11 protein-coding genes are annotated in these 16,547 nt (G+C 43.0%); 1 reads left to right on the top strand and 10 read right to left on the bottom strand.

Annotation, left to right across the window (positions count from 1 at the left end; genetic code table 11):
* Positions 1-84: 84 nt before the first annotated feature.
* Complete coding sequence (locus K6V26_RS27670) at positions 85-1,443, bottom strand: VapE domain-containing protein (RefSeq protein WP_224264361.1); 1,359 nt, start codon at positions 1,441-1,443, stop codon at positions 85-87.
* 296 nt (positions 1,444-1,739) lie between these two features.
* Here K6V26_RS27670 and K6V26_RS27665 point away from each other — a divergent pair, with 296 nt between their 5' ends.
* Positions 1,740-2,351, top strand: coding sequence for an HU family DNA-binding protein (locus K6V26_RS27665; RefSeq protein ID WP_224264360.1), 612 nt, complete (start codon positions 1,740-1,742; stop codon positions 2,349-2,351).
* Positions 2,352-2,437: 86 nt separating this feature from the next.
* On the opposite strand, the gene K6V26_RS27660 is transcribed toward K6V26_RS27665, so the two are convergent.
* The 9 genes from K6V26_RS27660 to K6V26_RS27620 all read right to left on the bottom strand — a co-directional run bounded on the left by K6V26_RS27660 (position 2,438) and on the right by K6V26_RS27620 (position 16,538).
* Positions 2,438-4,543 carry a hypothetical protein gene (locus K6V26_RS27660; RefSeq protein ID WP_224264359.1) on the bottom strand — a complete coding sequence of 702 codons (2,106 nt, stop codon included), beginning with the start codon at positions 4,541-4,543 and terminating at the stop codon, positions 2,438-2,440.
* Positions 4,544-4,560: 17 nt separating this feature from the next.
* A complete protein-coding gene (locus tag K6V26_RS27655) occupies positions 4,561-6,183 on the bottom strand; it encodes a RagB/SusD family nutrient uptake outer membrane protein (protein WP_195585971.1) in 1,623 nt (540 codons plus the stop codon).
* A 12-nt stretch (positions 6,184-6,195) separates the two neighbouring features.
* The gene (locus K6V26_RS27650) at positions 6,196-9,474 is read right to left on the bottom strand and encodes a SusC/RagA family TonB-linked outer membrane protein (RefSeq protein ID WP_224264358.1); all 3,279 of its coding nucleotides are present in this window, start codon (positions 9,472-9,474) and stop codon (positions 6,196-6,198) included.
* Positions 9,475-9,659: 185 nt separating this feature from the next.
* Entirely contained in the window at positions 9,660-10,667 is a 1,008-nt protein-coding gene (locus tag K6V26_RS27645; RefSeq protein WP_009859566.1) for a FecR family protein, read from the bottom strand.
* A gap of 83 nt (positions 10,668-10,750) precedes the next feature.
* Positions 10,751-11,287 (bottom strand): RNA polymerase sigma-70 factor, encoded by a 537-nt coding sequence (locus K6V26_RS27640; protein ID WP_009859567.1) that lies wholly within the window; start codon positions 11,285-11,287, stop codon positions 10,751-10,753.
* A 41-nt stretch (positions 11,288-11,328) separates the two neighbouring features.
* Positions 11,329-13,227, bottom strand: coding sequence for a DNA mismatch repair endonuclease MutL (gene mutL, locus K6V26_RS27635; protein ID WP_129698374.1), 1,899 nt, complete (start codon positions 13,225-13,227; stop codon positions 11,329-11,331).
* Positions 13,224-13,529 carry a hypothetical protein gene (locus K6V26_RS27630; protein WP_009859569.1) on the bottom strand — a complete coding sequence of 102 codons (306 nt, stop codon included), beginning with the start codon at positions 13,527-13,529 and terminating at the stop codon, positions 13,224-13,226. Before K6V26_RS27630 ends, mutL begins: the two co-directional genes overlap by 4 nt.
* Before the next feature lie 25 nt (positions 13,530-13,554).
* The gene (locus K6V26_RS27625) at positions 13,555-15,177 is read right to left on the bottom strand and encodes an OstA-like protein (protein WP_048314547.1); all 1,623 of its coding nucleotides are present in this window, start codon (positions 15,175-15,177) and stop codon (positions 13,555-13,557) included.
* Positions 15,174-16,538: a peptidylprolyl isomerase gene (locus K6V26_RS27620; RefSeq protein WP_009859571.1), complete on the bottom strand. Its 1,365-nt coding sequence runs from the start codon at positions 16,536-16,538 to the stop codon at positions 15,174-15,176. Before K6V26_RS27620 ends, K6V26_RS27625 begins: the two co-directional genes overlap by 4 nt.
* Positions 16,539-16,547 lie beyond the last annotated feature (9 nt).

Raw genomic sequence — 16,547 nt, 5'->3', positions numbered from 1 at the left:
GAATCTTTCTCTTATCCAACCTCATTTTCCCCATTTTTCAGAGTCCAATGTTAATTGGCCCTTTTTCCACCTTAAAAGACCATTTTACACCAGTGCAACCACCCTATAAAAATTACCGGATTCGGTATGTTTCCGTTCAATCCCCTGGGAAGAAAGGAACTTTCCGAAATTACCTGCCGACACCGAGCGCATAGCTGCCGGATTATACTTTTTCAACCGCTGGAAAATCTCTGCAGCAGAAAGCATCAATGCCTTCTCACCATATCCGGCCGGACGAAAGCAGCTCCTGAACACATCTTCTTCGACAGGATGTTTGTAATACGATTCGTTGGCCGCCATGATCTCCGCTTCCTCTTCAGAAGTGAACCAATACCGTTCACCCGCCAGTAATTCGGCTTTCAGTTGAGCATAAAGCTGACGATAATCAAGCGGAGAACAGTCTATTTTATTTTCTATTTCAACACACAGGAACCGACGACTTCCAGTGGGATCAGTCAGCAACTCCTTCTGATTAGACGTTGCGATGAAAGAAGCGACACGAGGTAACGGACGGTAATTTTTCTGGTGCGCTTTGCGAACACATGGATTGACAACCTGCATCAAGTTCTTCAACAATGCCATCTTGCGAGGAGTAAACTTATCAAATTCATCCATATTGATCAAGCCGAATTCCGTCAGCTTACATTCTGCCGCTGATTGGGCGGACAGATCGTAGCTGTCCGTATAATACCGCTGCAACTCACGAGGAAGCAATAATTTGCAGAACGTAGACTTCTGTTTTCCCTGTGTACGACTGACTAACACCGGCGATACACTGTTTGCATGCAGCCGGTCTGTCTCCAACCATTGCGCCGCCATCCCCAACAACCAGCGATGAAAACATTTTACCCACAACGGAACCGAAGAAACCCTGCGTGCCAGACTATCGATCCGGTCAGTCCCATCCCAGTCCGGTAACTCATCCATATAAAGGCGGAACGGATGATATTCAGGAATACTATCAGAAAACACATAGCGCGACACATCCCTGTCCCAACAATCTATCCCTTGCTTTCGCGCTTCTATACAGAAACTGTTCAACTCGCGCTGTCCCACAGGCTGGAAGCAGGCTCCGGAAAGATTCCGCTTCCTGAATTCCGTCTCCGATGTCAACTTGTTGAAACGGAGATCGTACTGTTCACCCAGAAACTGCTCCATTGCCATCATCGCCCGGGTCGCTTTTTGCAAAGGGGTATCCGTTGCTGCAAAGGGCACAACATTACCTGCATTATTCACAACCGACATTTCCTGCATCATTGCCGAGTGTTTTTCCGGTAGCTCTTCTGTTGCCACTACCGGCATCACCTCCGATACTGCATTTGTTATCACTTCCGTTTCATCCGAAAACCGTCCGTGCATCACCAGGTCACACAGCTTTTCAATAAGATTTTTAATCGCATTCATATTCGTTTTTTTTAGTTATTTTCAGCGAATATAATACCGTATATCAAGGTTTTACAAATTAACAGACTACTATTTTCCAACAATCTCATCTACCGGAAAAGTAGGCAAAAAGTATTGCTTAAGTCATATACATCTGTTACCTTTGTAGTCATTCAATAATCACTCCACAGTTGTAAGGCGTAAGAACCACTTCTGTTAAGCAATAGCCTTACACTTGTGAGTCTTACGCCCTACAATTGTCAAGCGATGAATAGACAAGCATTTAAACAGGAGTTATTCATTAAACAAGTAAGAATATGTCAGCAGAATACGACTTCTATAAAAACCCCATACCGAAAGGGAGTAACCGCAAACCACGCCTGCATGCCCGGATTGTGCCGCGAGGAGTTATCACCACCGAAATGCTCTCAGAAGAGATACACGATGCCAGCAGCCTGACAACCGGCGATGTAGAAGCAACTATAACCATGCTAAGCAAAGCGATCATCCGTAATCTGAAACAAGGAAAAAGAATACATATCAAAGGATTGGGTTATTTGGAAATGACACTGCAATGTCCGCCTATAAAAGACCCGAAAGAGATACGGGCCGAATCCATCCAGTTCAAGTCGGTGGCGTTTCGTCCGGAAATAGCGTTAAAAAAGGAATTGAGTACCACCCGGTTTGTCAGGGCAGCACATAAAAATCATTCGAAAAGTCGCTCGGAAACAGAAATTGACAACTTATTAACCATCTATTTCTCAACCCATGCATATATCACCCGCCTGGAGTTCCAGCAAGTTTGTAGATTTACGAAAGGGACAGCTAATCGTCGTCTGACAGAAATGGTAAAAGCCGGGAAATTAAAGAAAGAAGGAATAGATAGATTCCCGATTTATGTACCTGTGCCCGGGAACTACAAAAAATAAGACAAATCAGCCACCCTTCATCCCAACAGGTTGTTTTACAAGGATGAAAGGTGGCTGAAAGATGAAAGGATAAACACCGTATCTACTTACAGTGATTTATTAAAGCCTTCATATTTTACAGTCCACGAACCATCCTGGGGAAAACCTGGAGCGTTAATAGCCGGACAACCGTCCCATCCCCCTGCCATCATGGCAACAGCCGTGAGTAATCCACCGTTACCGGGAAAATAAGGGAAAGGAGCCCTTCCTCCTCCAACAAGACCATGTTCGTCGAAGTCGAAGGCCGGATAATTTAACAAATAGTCGACAGCCTTATCCGGATGGGATAAACGGGCCGCACACATGGCAAGCATAGGAAAATCCCATCCCCATGTATCATTCAACTTCCAGGTATTATGAACTTTGGATAATGTTTTATCCATAACAGAGATATCGACTCCGTCTCCCGGTAACATGCCATAGGTTCCGATCAAAGCCGGATGTTCAAAAGCATACTTGGTCCACATATCCCGAATACCTTCATGAGTCACATATACACCGTCTTCAACCGGCAGCGGAGACAATTTTTCTTCAACAAGCTTCCAGTTTTCCTCTACCGGAAGTGAAAGACGTTTACGCCATTCGTTGGCTACCCGTAAACCGAATTTCCAATAACTCAGTTCAAAGGCCGGATTCATCGTTTCTTCCGGCTTTGTATTTTCAGAAACGATAAATACAGGAGGACCTAAGACATACTGATCCCTATCTTTCACATAGAAAGCATAATCGGTCATAAAATCAGCCGTACCGAAAATAACCTGTTTCCATTTCTCCAGGGTTTCCCGGGTAGGATGCAATCTATAATCCAACTCTGCAAAATAAATCGGATGGGGTTGTTGCCAGATCAGTGTCGCATGTATCAGGTTAGGCCATTCACGATCAAAATCAGCCGTACATTTCGGCCAACGGGCACCCTGGTACCCCTGTCTTTTAGCCCTCTCTATGGAAGTCGGCAAATAATCACGGTAAACGGAAAGCGATTTATCCAGCAAGTTCCAACGGTTCCATAACGCATAATGAACACCATGCCACCAGATCATTTCAAAATGAAAACGTCCGTACCAGCCATTATTGACCAGTCCGCTTTCCTGAGGAGGAAGCGAACCTGCCTCATTTATCTTCATTACGAACTGGGACAATACGATCCTTCTCTCCAATTCTTTCCAGCGAAGATCTTTACTGGCAGACAGGTCGATTGCCGCTCCCGATTCCCAGAAAGATTTCCAACCAGCGGAACTTTCCCTGAATATCTGGTCCGCAACCAACCCTCCATTGGTTTCCTCACGGGAATAAAGGCAGGAGAATTCAAGCCGATCGGTATTTTCAGGACAGAGTTCAAAATGATGGGGACTATCCCCGGCTGCCTGTTCAAGGCGTGCCGGAGATGTCCATCTCAATGCTGTATAGTAATGTATATCGTCCATGTTTCTGGCGATCAGTACCCGGTCTTTCTCTTGCTTTTTAAGAACGGACTGATGGGCACCTGGTTGGTCATAGGTTCCCAGACAGTCCTGAAACTGATCATCTTTAGGATAAGGAAAATCCAGAAATACCGATAATTGCCCTTTACGAATCAAAGGACTTTCCACGGAAACTGCAACTGCATCCGATGTAGGGTGACAAGCAGTTTTCACCGATACGGGGATACCATCCAGTTTAAACTGACTGTAAATAATGCCTGTCCACAAATCAACCTCCTGTCGGGTATCCGACAAATCGGTTTCAGTCACCGGAGTACCATCCGGCTTCGTCAACTTAAATCCGATACGTCCCAGGTTAAAACGGTGCGGATTTCCTGCCAGCCACGCCGAAAGTTCCGGTTGTTCGGGATTTGGAAGCTCATAAGGAACATCCCTTCCATGCGTATCCATCGTAAGTCTTTTAAAATCCTCCACCTTACAACCCTCCGGCAAAGGAAAACTATGCCAACTCCACTGTGACATCGTATTGAAAGGAACAAAAGTCTGTAACCCGGTAATATCCACAGAAAAGGCAAACTCTCCGTTACCTACCTGAGCCGGACTCCGGGGATTGGTCTTCGTTGTCACGATACGATGCCTGTCAACAACAGCTTTGCGGTCGATCTTCGCCTGACCGCTTATGCCTACACTTGCAAACAAAACACAAATAAGAACACTAATCAGTTTTTTCATTGAGAATCAATTTATTATTAATAACCTGGATTTTGCACCAGCGAACCTTCACTCTTATCTATCTCCGTACGAGGAATAGGAACCAGTTTATGTTGCTCTAAAAACGACCGCTTCAATAACATTGTAACTTCATATGTTTTAGTACCATCTGCCTGCTTTTGAATATTCATTGCCAATAGGTCCCTATTCTCTGTTTCATCAGCAATACACCATCTTCTTACATCAAAAAAGCGATGTCCTTCAAAAGCAAGCTCCACACGACGTTCATTCCGTATCTTATCTCTCAGCTTTTCGCCGGAAGCGGTAACAGGCGGCATATTCACACTTTGACGGGCACGTACCTTATTAACATATTCACGGGCTTGTTCCTCATTGCCCAACTCATACATGATCTCTGCATAATTCAGATAAAATTCTGCTAACCGGAAGAATATCCAGGGATTTTCAGGTTTTACGGATGACCCTGAGGGCGGAATGGATTCGACCATGAACTTTTTAAACGCATAAGCCGTCTTCGAGGCATTCCATGAACCGATGCTACTCTCCGGTGAATCAAGTCCGCCGTGCCAGGTTTCTGTCTCCCGTCCGGCCCACATAGAACCATCATGCAGGATCGAAGCATCCAGACGCGGATCACGTCCGGCATATGGATTCGACTCATCATAGCCGGAAGCCGGATTTATCTTCAACGGCAATTCCTCATTCAGATATGGTAATTCACCATTTGTCATCTCATAAGCATTCACCAGATTCTGCGTCGGGTTCTCTCCGGTCCATCCATTTGAACCATTCCGACCGTTAAACAGCATAAAGTCGGTAGAATTGGCCTGCGTAAAGTAACGCGCAAAGATTATTTCATCATTATCTTCCAGGAAGACAGACTGATAATCATTACCCAAACTATATCCGGCATCCAATACGGCCTTTGTCGCTTCTGCCGCTGCTTCCCATTTTTCTTTTGAATGGGAAGGATTATTCTGCTCGCTGGCAGCATATAATAGAACTCTCGCTTTTAAAGCCTTACAAGCATCCCCTGTAGCACGTCCCAACGTTTCACTGCTCGATTTTGCAGGTAACCAAGTCATCGCGTCATCCAGTTCTTTTGTAATGAAATCCACACAATCGCTATAAGAATCACGTTTCACCTTATAATCCTGATTCAACTCGAACAAGTCTGTGATCAGGGGAACATCGCCATAACGCCAAATCAGATTCGCATAGATCCAGGCACGGATAAATTTCATCTCGCCTTTCATTCTGTTTTTTAGATCTGTCTCAACCGGAGCATCATCAATCCGGTCAAAGAAAACATTGATCGTACGGATGTTACTATATGCAGACTTCCAATAATTAATCTTCTCTGAAATACCCGTTACGTTATCAGAAGTCATTTCTCCTTTTTGAATCACCCAGAAATTAGCCCAATTATGAATACAATAAGTTTCGTCACTCGCATCACTTAACATATGCTGACTAAATTCATGATTGATAGAATTATAAGAAGCATTCACATAAAGTTCTATCAATGCACTGTCTTCCCATACATCAGCATCCGAAACTTTATCCAGAGGTTTCATGTCCAGCACATCACATGAGTTCAAAGCTAAAATAGCCACTAATATATAAATTATCTTTTTCATATCAAATAGTATTTAGAATGTTACATTTACGCCAAAGTTATAGGTACGCTGTTGCGGGTAATACCAAAAGTCTGTTGTTTCCGGATCAAATCCCAATTCCTTCATATGATCGTAAATAATAAAGAGATTATTGGCACTAAAAGAAACGCGCAGATTCTTTACCCATAACTTCTCACAGATAGAAGCAGGTAGCGTATAACCGAATTCCAGATTTTTCAAACGAAGAAAACCGGCATTCAACAGCCATTGGGTCGAAGCTTCCGTATTATTATTCCACATACTCGAACTACCTCTCGGCATAGAAGCTTTTGTACTCTCAGGCGTCCATCTATCCTTGGCACGCCATTCCATAAAGTTTCCCAATGAATAACTCATTACCGGAAAATAACTTCCGAAATATTGTTTTGCATTCTCCTGTCCCTGAAACAGCAACGAGAGGTCGAATCCCTTATATTCGAAATTCGCATTAAAAGAATAAACTATTTCAGGAGTATTAGTCTGGTTCACACGGATACGGTCCCTTGAATCAATCTGACCATCTTTGTTGACATCTTCATAAATGATATCTCCCGGTTGTGTATTCAATAAATGAGGCAATGACTCTATCTGCTCTTCCGATTCAAAAATACCAATTGCATTATAGTACAATCCCGATCCGATCGGGCGACCGGTTGCATACTGATAGGGCTCAGCCGCAGGTTGCTCATCACTGAAAACAACTTTATTACGAGCAAAAGACACATTAGCAGACAACCGATATTTCAGAGGATTTGAATAGTTCTCATGGGAAACGATCATTTCAAAACCTTTATTATCTACTATACCGATATTCTCATCCGGCAACTTCAATCCTGTATAATCCAGAATAATAGCAGAACGCTTCGTCAATATATTGGAACGTCTGGTTTTAAAATAATCAAACTCAATTCCTAACAGACCATTCCATAAACGAGAATCAAAACCAATATTGGTTGTCTTGGCAACTTCCCAGGTGATATTAGGATTGGGTACACCGTTTTGAACTAACCCGGTTACATCATTCTTCCCTATTACATAGTTGCTACCATAACTATAAGTCGTCAGATACTGATAAGCTCCAACCTGATCGTTCCCCATTTTGCCATAAGAGCCGCGTATCTTCAGGTTATCCAGGAAAAGCAAATTCTTCATAAACGGTTCTTCCGAGATTCTCCACCCTAAAGAAAAGCCAGGGAAGAATCCATATCGTTTGTTTTCCGGAAAATTAGGAGATCCATCCCGACGGAAAGTGAACTGGGCCAAATATTTCCCAGCGTAATCATAAGACAAACGTCCGAAAATATTTTGCCTCGCCGTTTGTGACGAACTCCCATCATTACTTTGTTTGTTTTTATCACTGCTTCCGGCAAAGATCTCCGGTATTGAAATGGAAACATAATCCCCTCTATAGGCCTGAAGATAATTTCCTTTTGTTTCACTTTGTTCATAACCGACCATGGCACCAACATGATGAACACCAAAGGTATGATCATAGTTCAACTTTGCAGTCATGTACAAATTAGTCGGATTCTCATACTTCTCAGAAAGATTGGCCTTATCGCTTCCCATACCGGAACGTCCTTTATACAGTTCACCTGTCTTTTCATCCTTATAATAAACATAATCAGGTGTCTGAAAATCTTTGGTAAAGACATAACCTGCATCATAACTGGCACTACCGTCCAGCCACAAACCTTTCACCCAAGGGATATCCAGTTTAAAAGAAACCGTACTCTGAAGAGCTGTAGTCTTTATATCCCGTGTTCCACCAGCGTCGCTTACCATATTCATGATATTTTCACTTCCCCGGTTTGGCATTAACTTGTCCGTCCCGGGCCAATAAGGCTGCCAACTGGGCAAATATAAAAAGATATGACTATATGTCTCATTCGTCGAGAAATACGGATAATGATTATCATCGACCTTTCCTGCCAGGTTCATTCCTACCTGAAGATATTTAGTAACCTGAACATCAATATTGGAACGTAAATTATATAATCTGACATCTGTTGTCCCATTTTTATAATGTCCGCTCTGATGTGACTCACCCAACGATAAATAATATTTCAAACGTTCATTACCACCTGATACTGACAAATTTACACGATGTTGCGGAGTTAACTTCTTGGTGATAAAGCCATACCAGTCCGTATTCGGATAATCTGGATCCGAACCGTTTCTGTATTTTTCCAGTTCTTCTGCAGTATATCTCGGAGCACGTCCTTCTCCTTCCTCTATTTCATTATATACTTTAGCATAAGTATAAGAGTCTGCCATCTTTGGTGTACGCGTCGATTCCGAAAATCCCTGATTATAAGAGAAACTTACAGAGGGTTTCATGGTGTTCCCACGTTTCGTAGTCACCAGTAAAACACCATTGGCAGCTCTTGCTCCATAAATCGCAGCAGAGGCATCTTTCAACACTGAAATATTTTCGATATCATTGGGATTTATTTCGCCTAAACCTCCACGTTCCACACCATCGATCAGGACTAAAGGAGAAGAGTCGCCCGTCGTACTTTTACCACGGATAAAAATGGACGGATCGTCTCTGCCAGGCTCTCCTGAACGGTTATTTATAATAACACCAGGTAAACGTCCGATCAAAGAATTGGCTACATTAATCGACGGACTTTTCATTACCTCGTCCCCCTTCAATGAAACAACAGATCCGGTAACAGATATCTTTTTCTGTGTACCATATCCTATAACGACAATCTCTTCTATTTGTTTTGAATCTTCTTCTAATTGAATAGCTACCGGCTGCCGGGAACTTGCAGAAACTTCTTTCGGGTTATAACCAATATATGTAACCTGTAAAACAGCATCAGCAGCAACCGATAATTCAAAATATCCGTTCATATCCGTAACCGTACCATTGGTCGTTCCCTTCTCTACTACATTCGCACCAATAATCCCCTCTCCACTATCGTCTTTGACAAATCCACTTACCTTTTTCAGAGTTCGTTCCATTGCTTTTTTCAGGATCAAATGATTCCCTGAAACTTCAAAAGAGATTTCAAGCGGAGGTAGAACTTTATCCAATACAGATTTCAGAGCCTCATTATTAGATGTAACAGAGACAGGTAAATCCGAATTGATCTCATTATAAAAAACAAATGTATAGTTTGTTTGTTTTTCAACGGAAGAGACAAGCTCTTTCAAGGTACTATTCTTTAGCGACAACGTCACTTTCACGGATTGGGCAAATCCTACATTGGTAAAAATTATTGATAATAACGTAACAATTAACGTTTTTCTTATCTTAAACATCTTCTTAAAATTTAAGGTTATAATAAAAATCGTATCTTTGCCCTTGAATATAAGCTCCCTATTCTATTCATTACGATGAATAGAATCTTCGAACAAGAGTTATATTGAAGGTCGCAGGCATTATGAATAGCGGTTCATAATGCCTCTTCTTTACTACACCAATAGAAAAGTAAAGGGGGAATCTGTTATTTATATCTTATGGTCACCTCCTCTCCGTTTATTTTATAGTCTATAGGAGTTATCTGGTTGATCAGATTCAACATCTCAGTCAATGATTCCGTTTTCAAAGTAAACCAATAAGAATAAGACGGATTTTCATTTTCCAACCTGATCTTAACCCCATACCAACGCTCTATTTTTCTAAAGACATCGTAAAGGGATTCTCCTTTAAACTGTAATTTATTCAACATCCAGATATTATAAGCCTCTGCATCAAAAGCGGAAACATTCCAGCTAATATCCGATTTAGCGATCAGCAATTTCTGTCCCGGCACCAATCTGGTCAGTAAATCATGCTCCCGACTGGTTTCTACCGAGACACTCCCCTTTTCCAGAGCCACTGAAATAAAAGAATCAGTAGGATAATCAGTCACTGAAAAACTTGTACCGTGCACCAGTACATTGACCGTACCGGTATTCACAATAAATTTATTATTCTCATCATGTACGACATCAAAATAAGCTTCACCTTCCAATTTTACCAATCGGCGTTTTTTAGAAAAGTCTACCGGGTAAGTCAATTTTGAATCGGAATTCATCCAAACTTTCGTTCCATCAGGCAATATAAGCTGGGATTTTTGTCCGGAAGGAACAATAAATACAGCCTCCGCAGCCAAATAATTTCCATCCGAACGGTAATAAGCAGAAAGCCAGACAGAGAAAGAAAGTCCAACCAATAAAGCAATTGAAGCTGCAACAGCAATGGCTTTATAAAGTTTCTTCTTAGTATATAATATTGTTTTAACAGGTTCATTGATCCGGGACAATATGTTTCCCCACATCTTATCACTATCTGGTAGCACGAACCGGGAAAAATCAGCATGTGCAATTTCCCATTCATGTAGATATTCCTGGTACAATTTTTCATTCTCAGGTGATTGGGCACGCCACCTCCTCACTTCCTCTGATTCTTCTACGGAAGTTTGGTTTACGAAGTGTTTCGCCAATAATGTATGAGGTATTTTCTGATCCATCTTTTTATATTTCTATATAATAGACACATCCCATCAAAGAATACCCTTAAAACAAAATAATATTTTTTCTGATTTTCGAATAATTATAGCAGAGTTAGCAAAAAAACGAAGATATCCCCTCCTTCTTTATAAGATGAAAGCATCTTTTCTCTTATTCTTTTTAATGCGATTCCCATCTGGGCTTCAACAGTTTTGACTGAAATACCTTTCTCTTCCGCAATTTCTTTATAAGTTTTTCGCTCATCGCGGCTCATCAAAAAAATTTCCCGACATTTTGGAGGTAGAGCTTCGATCGTATCCTGTAATAATAAAAAAAACTCCGCCCGGTCAATGCAATCCTGCGCTTGTCTTTCCTCCAATTCCATTTGAGCCCATCGCTCCAATATGATCGTCCGCGTATGTTCATTCCGTAGATAATTCAACATCCTATTCCGGGCACTGCTATACAGATAGGTTTTGAGATAAGTTATATTCAAATTGTCAGATTCTTTCCAGAGGTATACAAAAACATCTTGTACAACTTCCTCAATAGCTTGCTCATCGTGAGTATAGTAATTGAGAAAATAGCATAGTTTTTTATGATACTGCTTGTATATGCTGCGGAACTCCTGCTCACTCATCTCCTTAGTTATTAGACGAGCAAATATACTATATTATTTACTTATCTGAACCGTTTCTCCAGTTCTTCGTCAGTCAGCATGGAAATGATCGTCTTTCCGTCGGGAGTCAGGTTGGAATCCGGACAGGAGAACAAGGTTGCGATCAGGTGATCCATCTCGTCGGCAGACAATGTTTTACCCGGACGGATGGCTGCAGCTTTTGCCAGAGACAAAGCGATTGCTTCACAGATCTCTTCATGTACTTCACATCCTGTCTCGATAGCACGGTTGACAATATCCTTTATCAGAACCAGCTGGTCTACATTCTCAAGTCCGGCAGGCAGGCCGTTGATCGCATAACTGTTATTTCCCAGATTCGACAAGTCGAAACCGATAAAACGCATATCTTCCAACAGAACAGGCAAGACAGCAGCTTCTGCTGCCGTGAACTCAATGATTTCGGGGAAAAGAACCTGCTGCGATGCACCTTTCTGCTGTCGCATATTATTCAGATACTGGTCGAACAAGATACGTACATGAGCTCTGTACTGGTCGATCAGGGCCAGGCCGGACTTCAGTGAAGTAACGATATAACGACCTTTGTACTGATAGCATGGAGTAGTCGTTTCGGCAAACAAGGCTTCGCCTCCAACAACAGAAGCTACCGGTTCCGGCTTCTCATCAGCATCCGTCTCAATCACCTCTCCCATCATTTCCAAATCTTTACGCACGGCATCGCGGTCGCTTTCAAACCCCTGATAGAGTTGTGACCAGTCGAACTCCGACTTCCCGGAAGACGAAGGGGATGGCGAAGACAAAGAATAAGAAGACGGGGTAGAAGATGCCTTGAAAGGATTATAACCCGAATCAAGCTGCACGGTCGGTGCTCTAAATCCGTCCGGTTCTTTGACCGGGTTGTAAACCGGGATGTCTATCGCATCTTCCACATCAAAATCAATGGTAGGGATAGCACTCGACTTTGCCAGCGCCTCACGGGTTGCCGCCATCAGTATCTGCCAGATAGGCTGCTCGTTCTCAAACTTAATCTCGGTCTTAGTCGGGTGGATATTTACATCGATCGTAGAAGGATCAAGCGTGAAATAGATAAAATAATTGGGTTGTTCGCCGGGAGGGATCAACTGTTCATAAGCCTGCATAACGGCCTTATGAAAATAGGGATGCTTCATGAAACGTCCGTTCACGAAGAAATATTGCAGTGCACCACGCTTCTTGGCAGAGTCCGGGCGACCTACAAAACCGGAAATAGTGACCAGCGAGCTTTGTGCATCCACAGAAAGCAACTTCTGGTTCAGGTTCTTGCCATATACATTTATAATACGCTGGCGGAGACCTGACTCCGGTAAATTAAATATCTCGGTATCATTGTGGTTCAACACCAGGGCTACCTGCGGGTTGACCAGGGCGATACGTTCAAATTCATTGATTATATTACGGAACTCCGTTTCATTCGATTTCAGGAATTTACGGCGCGCGGGTACATTAAAGAATAGGTTCTTGATCGAAAAAATACTTCCCTCTGTACAAGCATCGGGGCTAATATCTTCCAATGTGGAACCGGCGATGGATAGCTTCGTACCCAACTCAGTTCCTCTCAAACGGGTACGCAGTTCCACATGGGCTACCGCAGCGATAGAAGCCAGCGCCTCTCCGCGAAATCCCATCGTATGGAGGGAAAACAGATCTTCAGCCGAAGATATCTTGGAAGTAGCATGCCGTTCAAATGCCATACGGGCATCTGTCTCAGACATACCTTTCCCGTCATCGACTACCTGGATCAATGTACGGCCGGCATCCTTAATGTTCACCTGGATATGTGCGGCTCCGGCATCGATCGCATTTTCAACCAGTTCCTTTACAACGGAAGCAGGCCGTTGAATGACTTCACCGGCCGCTATCTGATTGGCTATACTATCGGGTAATAAATGGATTATATCGCTCATGACCAAAACAAAAACCAGAGTAAAGCACCCAGGACTGCAATCCCCACGATCAGTTTTACACTCTTATATTTACGGCTACGCGCATCGTCGCCTCTGTCAAGGCTTTTCTTCAGATGCGAAGTACCCTCAATAAAAGTTCCTTTGATCTGCGGCTTGTAATCTTCCAGCGATTCTTCCATGCCCATCTCGCGTTTCATTTTACGCACACGTTCTTCCATCGCCTCTTTATGGGGATCCCAATAAATAGGTTTATGATTGAACTGCCGGGGTTTACGTACATTATAAAATGAGAAAAGTGCCATAACTCAACAAATTTAATAATAAATGCTATTGCTCGTGCTTAAACTTATTGCTTCGAACCGGTGCGTCTTCGACTCTCCTCTTCACTACCTGATAAATATCATCTTTATTTTTCGGACGCAAGTAATCAAACCAATAAAAATCTTTCAGCGTTTTCTGTTCCGGTTTCAGATCGGGGATGGGGGTAAGACTTCCCTGCGGACTGGGCCATATCTTCAGCCGTTCCAACGCATTGTCTTTCACCCAAATTGTCAGGAATCCGCTCTTGGTTTCATTCAAACCGATCATCGCGCCGTTATCCAACGGATAGAAGATGGATTCCGCATTCCCTTCGACATCGATCTGCCGGACAGCCTGACCTTCAAAATATGCTTTCAGGTCATTCCCTTTCAATTGATTATAATAAGTCGAATCGAGATGCTGCACTGCAAATGCATATTGTATCACATGTGCATAATCGATCGTACTGTCATTCATATAGATAACTATCGTATCACCGGATATCTGGTACTGCTCATTCCACAGAATCGGATCCCTATACATATATAATATGGAATCACGCGTATTAAACTGCATGGAATCACAAACACCCTGCATATCGGTGCGATAGAAACGCACACCATAAAAAGCCTTTATTTCGCGGGCCGTCGAATCGATCGACATCATTTCCAGCGTATCGGCATGCAGATATAACGTGTCGCCCTGCGAATATTCAAGGAAACGGGCACTGTCGGTTGCAAACGCATATTCCGTCCGCTCATTATAGAAACCGTACTGTCCCTCCAGCATTACTTTCTGAGCCGTATCCTGCAAGCACATATTCCCGAAGGCTTCACCGAAACCGGCATTCTGGTCATATGATATAGAATCGCCGATCAGGACCCTGTTGCCCGAATAAACTTCGGAACGGTCTAGCAACAGCGAAGTGTTAGCTTCCGTATTGTACCATCCGCGGGAAGAATGGATCGTCCCGCTGTCTGAAACAATGATGGAAGGTCCCAGTATTGTTGCAATCTTCGATTCGGTATCGTAATGAAGCGTATCCGAATAGAGTGTAAAATTCGGATTCTCCAGACGCACACTATCATTAAATATAGCCAGTTTCGTGCCCGGAGAATATTGACCGTAGAAAGAGGACAACTGATTCAGCGAGTCAACGATCAAACCGCCGTCAAAATAATAACCGATATCGGGAATACGCTCATAGTTCAAACTATCGGTAAAAAGCGTTACCTGCCCGTTCTCCATACGGACATTTTCACGCAGGTAAGCAATCTGGGTATCCCCGTCATAAAACAAGTAATTGCCGTATACAAACAAAGTATCTCCTTGTTCCATACGGACATTACTGAAAGCCTCCAGCGAATTAGTCGCCTCAAAAAAGTATGCACTGTCGCAATACATATACGAACTATCGTGCCGGAAACTGACATTTCCCTCCAGAAACTGTGCATCAGCCTTCATCACTTCCTTATCATAGGATACAGTATCGGCATGCAGCAGATAAACCAGTGTCTTTTTAGTTGTGACCGTATCGGCTGTAAGAGTCTCTCCCTGCTTGACGGATATGGAATCCTGCGTTTGTGCAAAAACACAAACAGCCAGCAGACAAAGCAGTCCTGTAAGAAAAAACTTTTTTACAATCTTCATTCTTTAACCCAACCCGGATATTTGAAATCGCAGTTACGCCATCCTTCGGCAATACGGACATACGTAGTTTTTTGCTTTTTCTTGATCCACTCATCCAACAATTCTTCTCTTTTCTGTTGTTCCACCATATTCTTCATTGCCTGGAAGTCATCAGAAAGATTTGCCTTATGCTGTTCTGTACGGGATTTCAATTTAACGATGGCAACCACTTCCTTCTGTTTGTTGGAAATCATAGTAAACGGTTTGGAGATTTCACCCACCTGCATGTTGTATACCACTTTACCGACTTCCTGGGGAAGTTCCTGCATTTCAAACTTCGGAGTACCGAAATTGTTTCCTTCATGATTCTGGTTAACCATCAACCCTTTGTTGTTACGGGTATCCTTATCATATGAAACGAATGTTGCAGCTTCCTCAAACGAGAATTTGTTTGCCTGCAAGTCCGCATATAATGAGTCCATGCGGGCAGTCGCTTCCGTCAATTCCTTTTCTGACACTTTCGGTCTTAACAGGATATGACGGCAGTTGATACGGTTACCGCGTTTCTCGATCAGCTGGATGATATGATATCCGTATTCTGTCTGTACAACCTGAGATACACGTTTCGGATCAGAAAGGTTGAATGCCACATTGGCAAACTCCGGCACCAGGTCAGTCTTGCTCATAAATCCCATCTCACCGCCACGGGCTGCAGAAGCAGGATCTTCGGAATACAGGCGGGCCAACGTAGAGAACTCCATCTTACCGCTGTTGATCTGTTCCGTAAAATCACGCAGTCGTGCTTTGATAGCATCCGTCACATCAAACGGAATCTTCGGTTCGAAAGTAATGATCTGGACTTCCACTGTTGTCGGGATAGTCGGCAGGCTGTCCTTCGACAACTGATTATAAAACTTACGAATTTCAGAAGGAGTCATCTTGATCTCCCCGATCAACTTGCGTTGCATTTCTGAAACGATCTGCTGTTCACGGAACTTTTCCTTCTGTTCATCCCTGATCTGTGAGATTTTCTTTCCGAAATATTCCTCTACTTTTTCCCTTGATCCGATCTGGTTGATTGCCCAGGTTATCCACTGGTCAGCCTGCTGTATCACCTGGCTTTCGCTGGCCTCGATACTGTCTATCTTCGCCTGGTTCAGGTACAGTTTCTGTATCGCTATCCGTTCCGGAATCACACAATAAGGATCACCATCCAGACGTTCGCCTTCGTTTTGCATATACAAACGCTGCGTTTCTACGTCCGAACGTAAAATAGCATCATCTCCTACCACCCACACAATCTCATCAATCACATTATCCTGTGCCATTGCCGCACAAGATAAGCAGGCAAGAAAGAATACAGTTAAAATCTTTTTCATCATTTCTACTTT

Origin of the sequence: Parabacteroides goldsteinii (assembly GCF_020091425.1) — a bacterium.
Lineage (GTDB): Bacteria > Bacteroidota > Bacteroidia > Bacteroidales > Tannerellaceae > Parabacteroides > Parabacteroides goldsteinii.
Note: the sequence above shows the minus strand (reverse complement) of the source record. Positions and strands in the feature narration are given on the sequence as shown.

What these genes read in the sequence shown, in the direction of transcription:
- K6V26_RS27670 (WP_224264361.1), bottom strand. Translation starts at nt 1,443, where the DNA reads ATGAATGCGATTAAAAATCTTATTGAAAAGCTGTGTGACCTGGTGATG.
- K6V26_RS27665 (WP_224264360.1), top strand. Translation starts at nt 1,740, where the DNA reads ATGTCAGCAGAATACGACTTCTATAAAAACCCCATACCGAAAGGGAGT.
- K6V26_RS27660 (WP_224264359.1), bottom strand. Translation starts at nt 4,543, where the DNA reads ATGAAAAAACTGATTAGTGTTCTTATTTGTGTTTTGTTTGCAAGTGTA.
- K6V26_RS27655 (WP_195585971.1), bottom strand. Translation starts at nt 6,183, where the DNA reads ATGAAAAAGATAATTTATATATTAGTGGCTATTTTAGCTTTGAACTCA.
- K6V26_RS27650 (WP_224264358.1), bottom strand. Translation starts at nt 9,474, where the DNA reads ATGTTTAAGATAAGAAAAACGTTAATTGTTACGTTATTATCAATAATT.
- K6V26_RS27645 (WP_009859566.1), bottom strand. Translation starts at nt 10,667, where the DNA reads ATGGATCAGAAAATACCTCATACATTATTGGCGAAACACTTCGTAAAC.
- K6V26_RS27640 (WP_009859567.1), bottom strand. Translation starts at nt 11,287, where the DNA reads ATGAGTGAGCAGGAGTTCCGCAGCATATACAAGCAGTATCATAAAAAA.
- mutL (WP_129698374.1), bottom strand. Translation starts at nt 13,227, where the DNA reads ATGAGCGATATAATCCATTTATTACCCGATAGTATAGCCAATCAGATA.
- K6V26_RS27630 (WP_009859569.1), bottom strand. Translation starts at nt 13,529, where the DNA reads ATGGCACTTTTCTCATTTTATAATGTACGTAAACCCCGGCAGTTCAAT.
- K6V26_RS27625 (WP_048314547.1), bottom strand. Translation starts at nt 15,177, where the DNA reads ATGAAGATTGTAAAAAAGTTTTTTCTTACAGGACTGCTTTGTCTGCTG.
- K6V26_RS27620 (WP_009859571.1), bottom strand. Translation starts at nt 16,538, where the DNA reads ATGATGAAAAAGATTTTAACTGTATTCTTTCTTGCCTGCTTATCTTGT.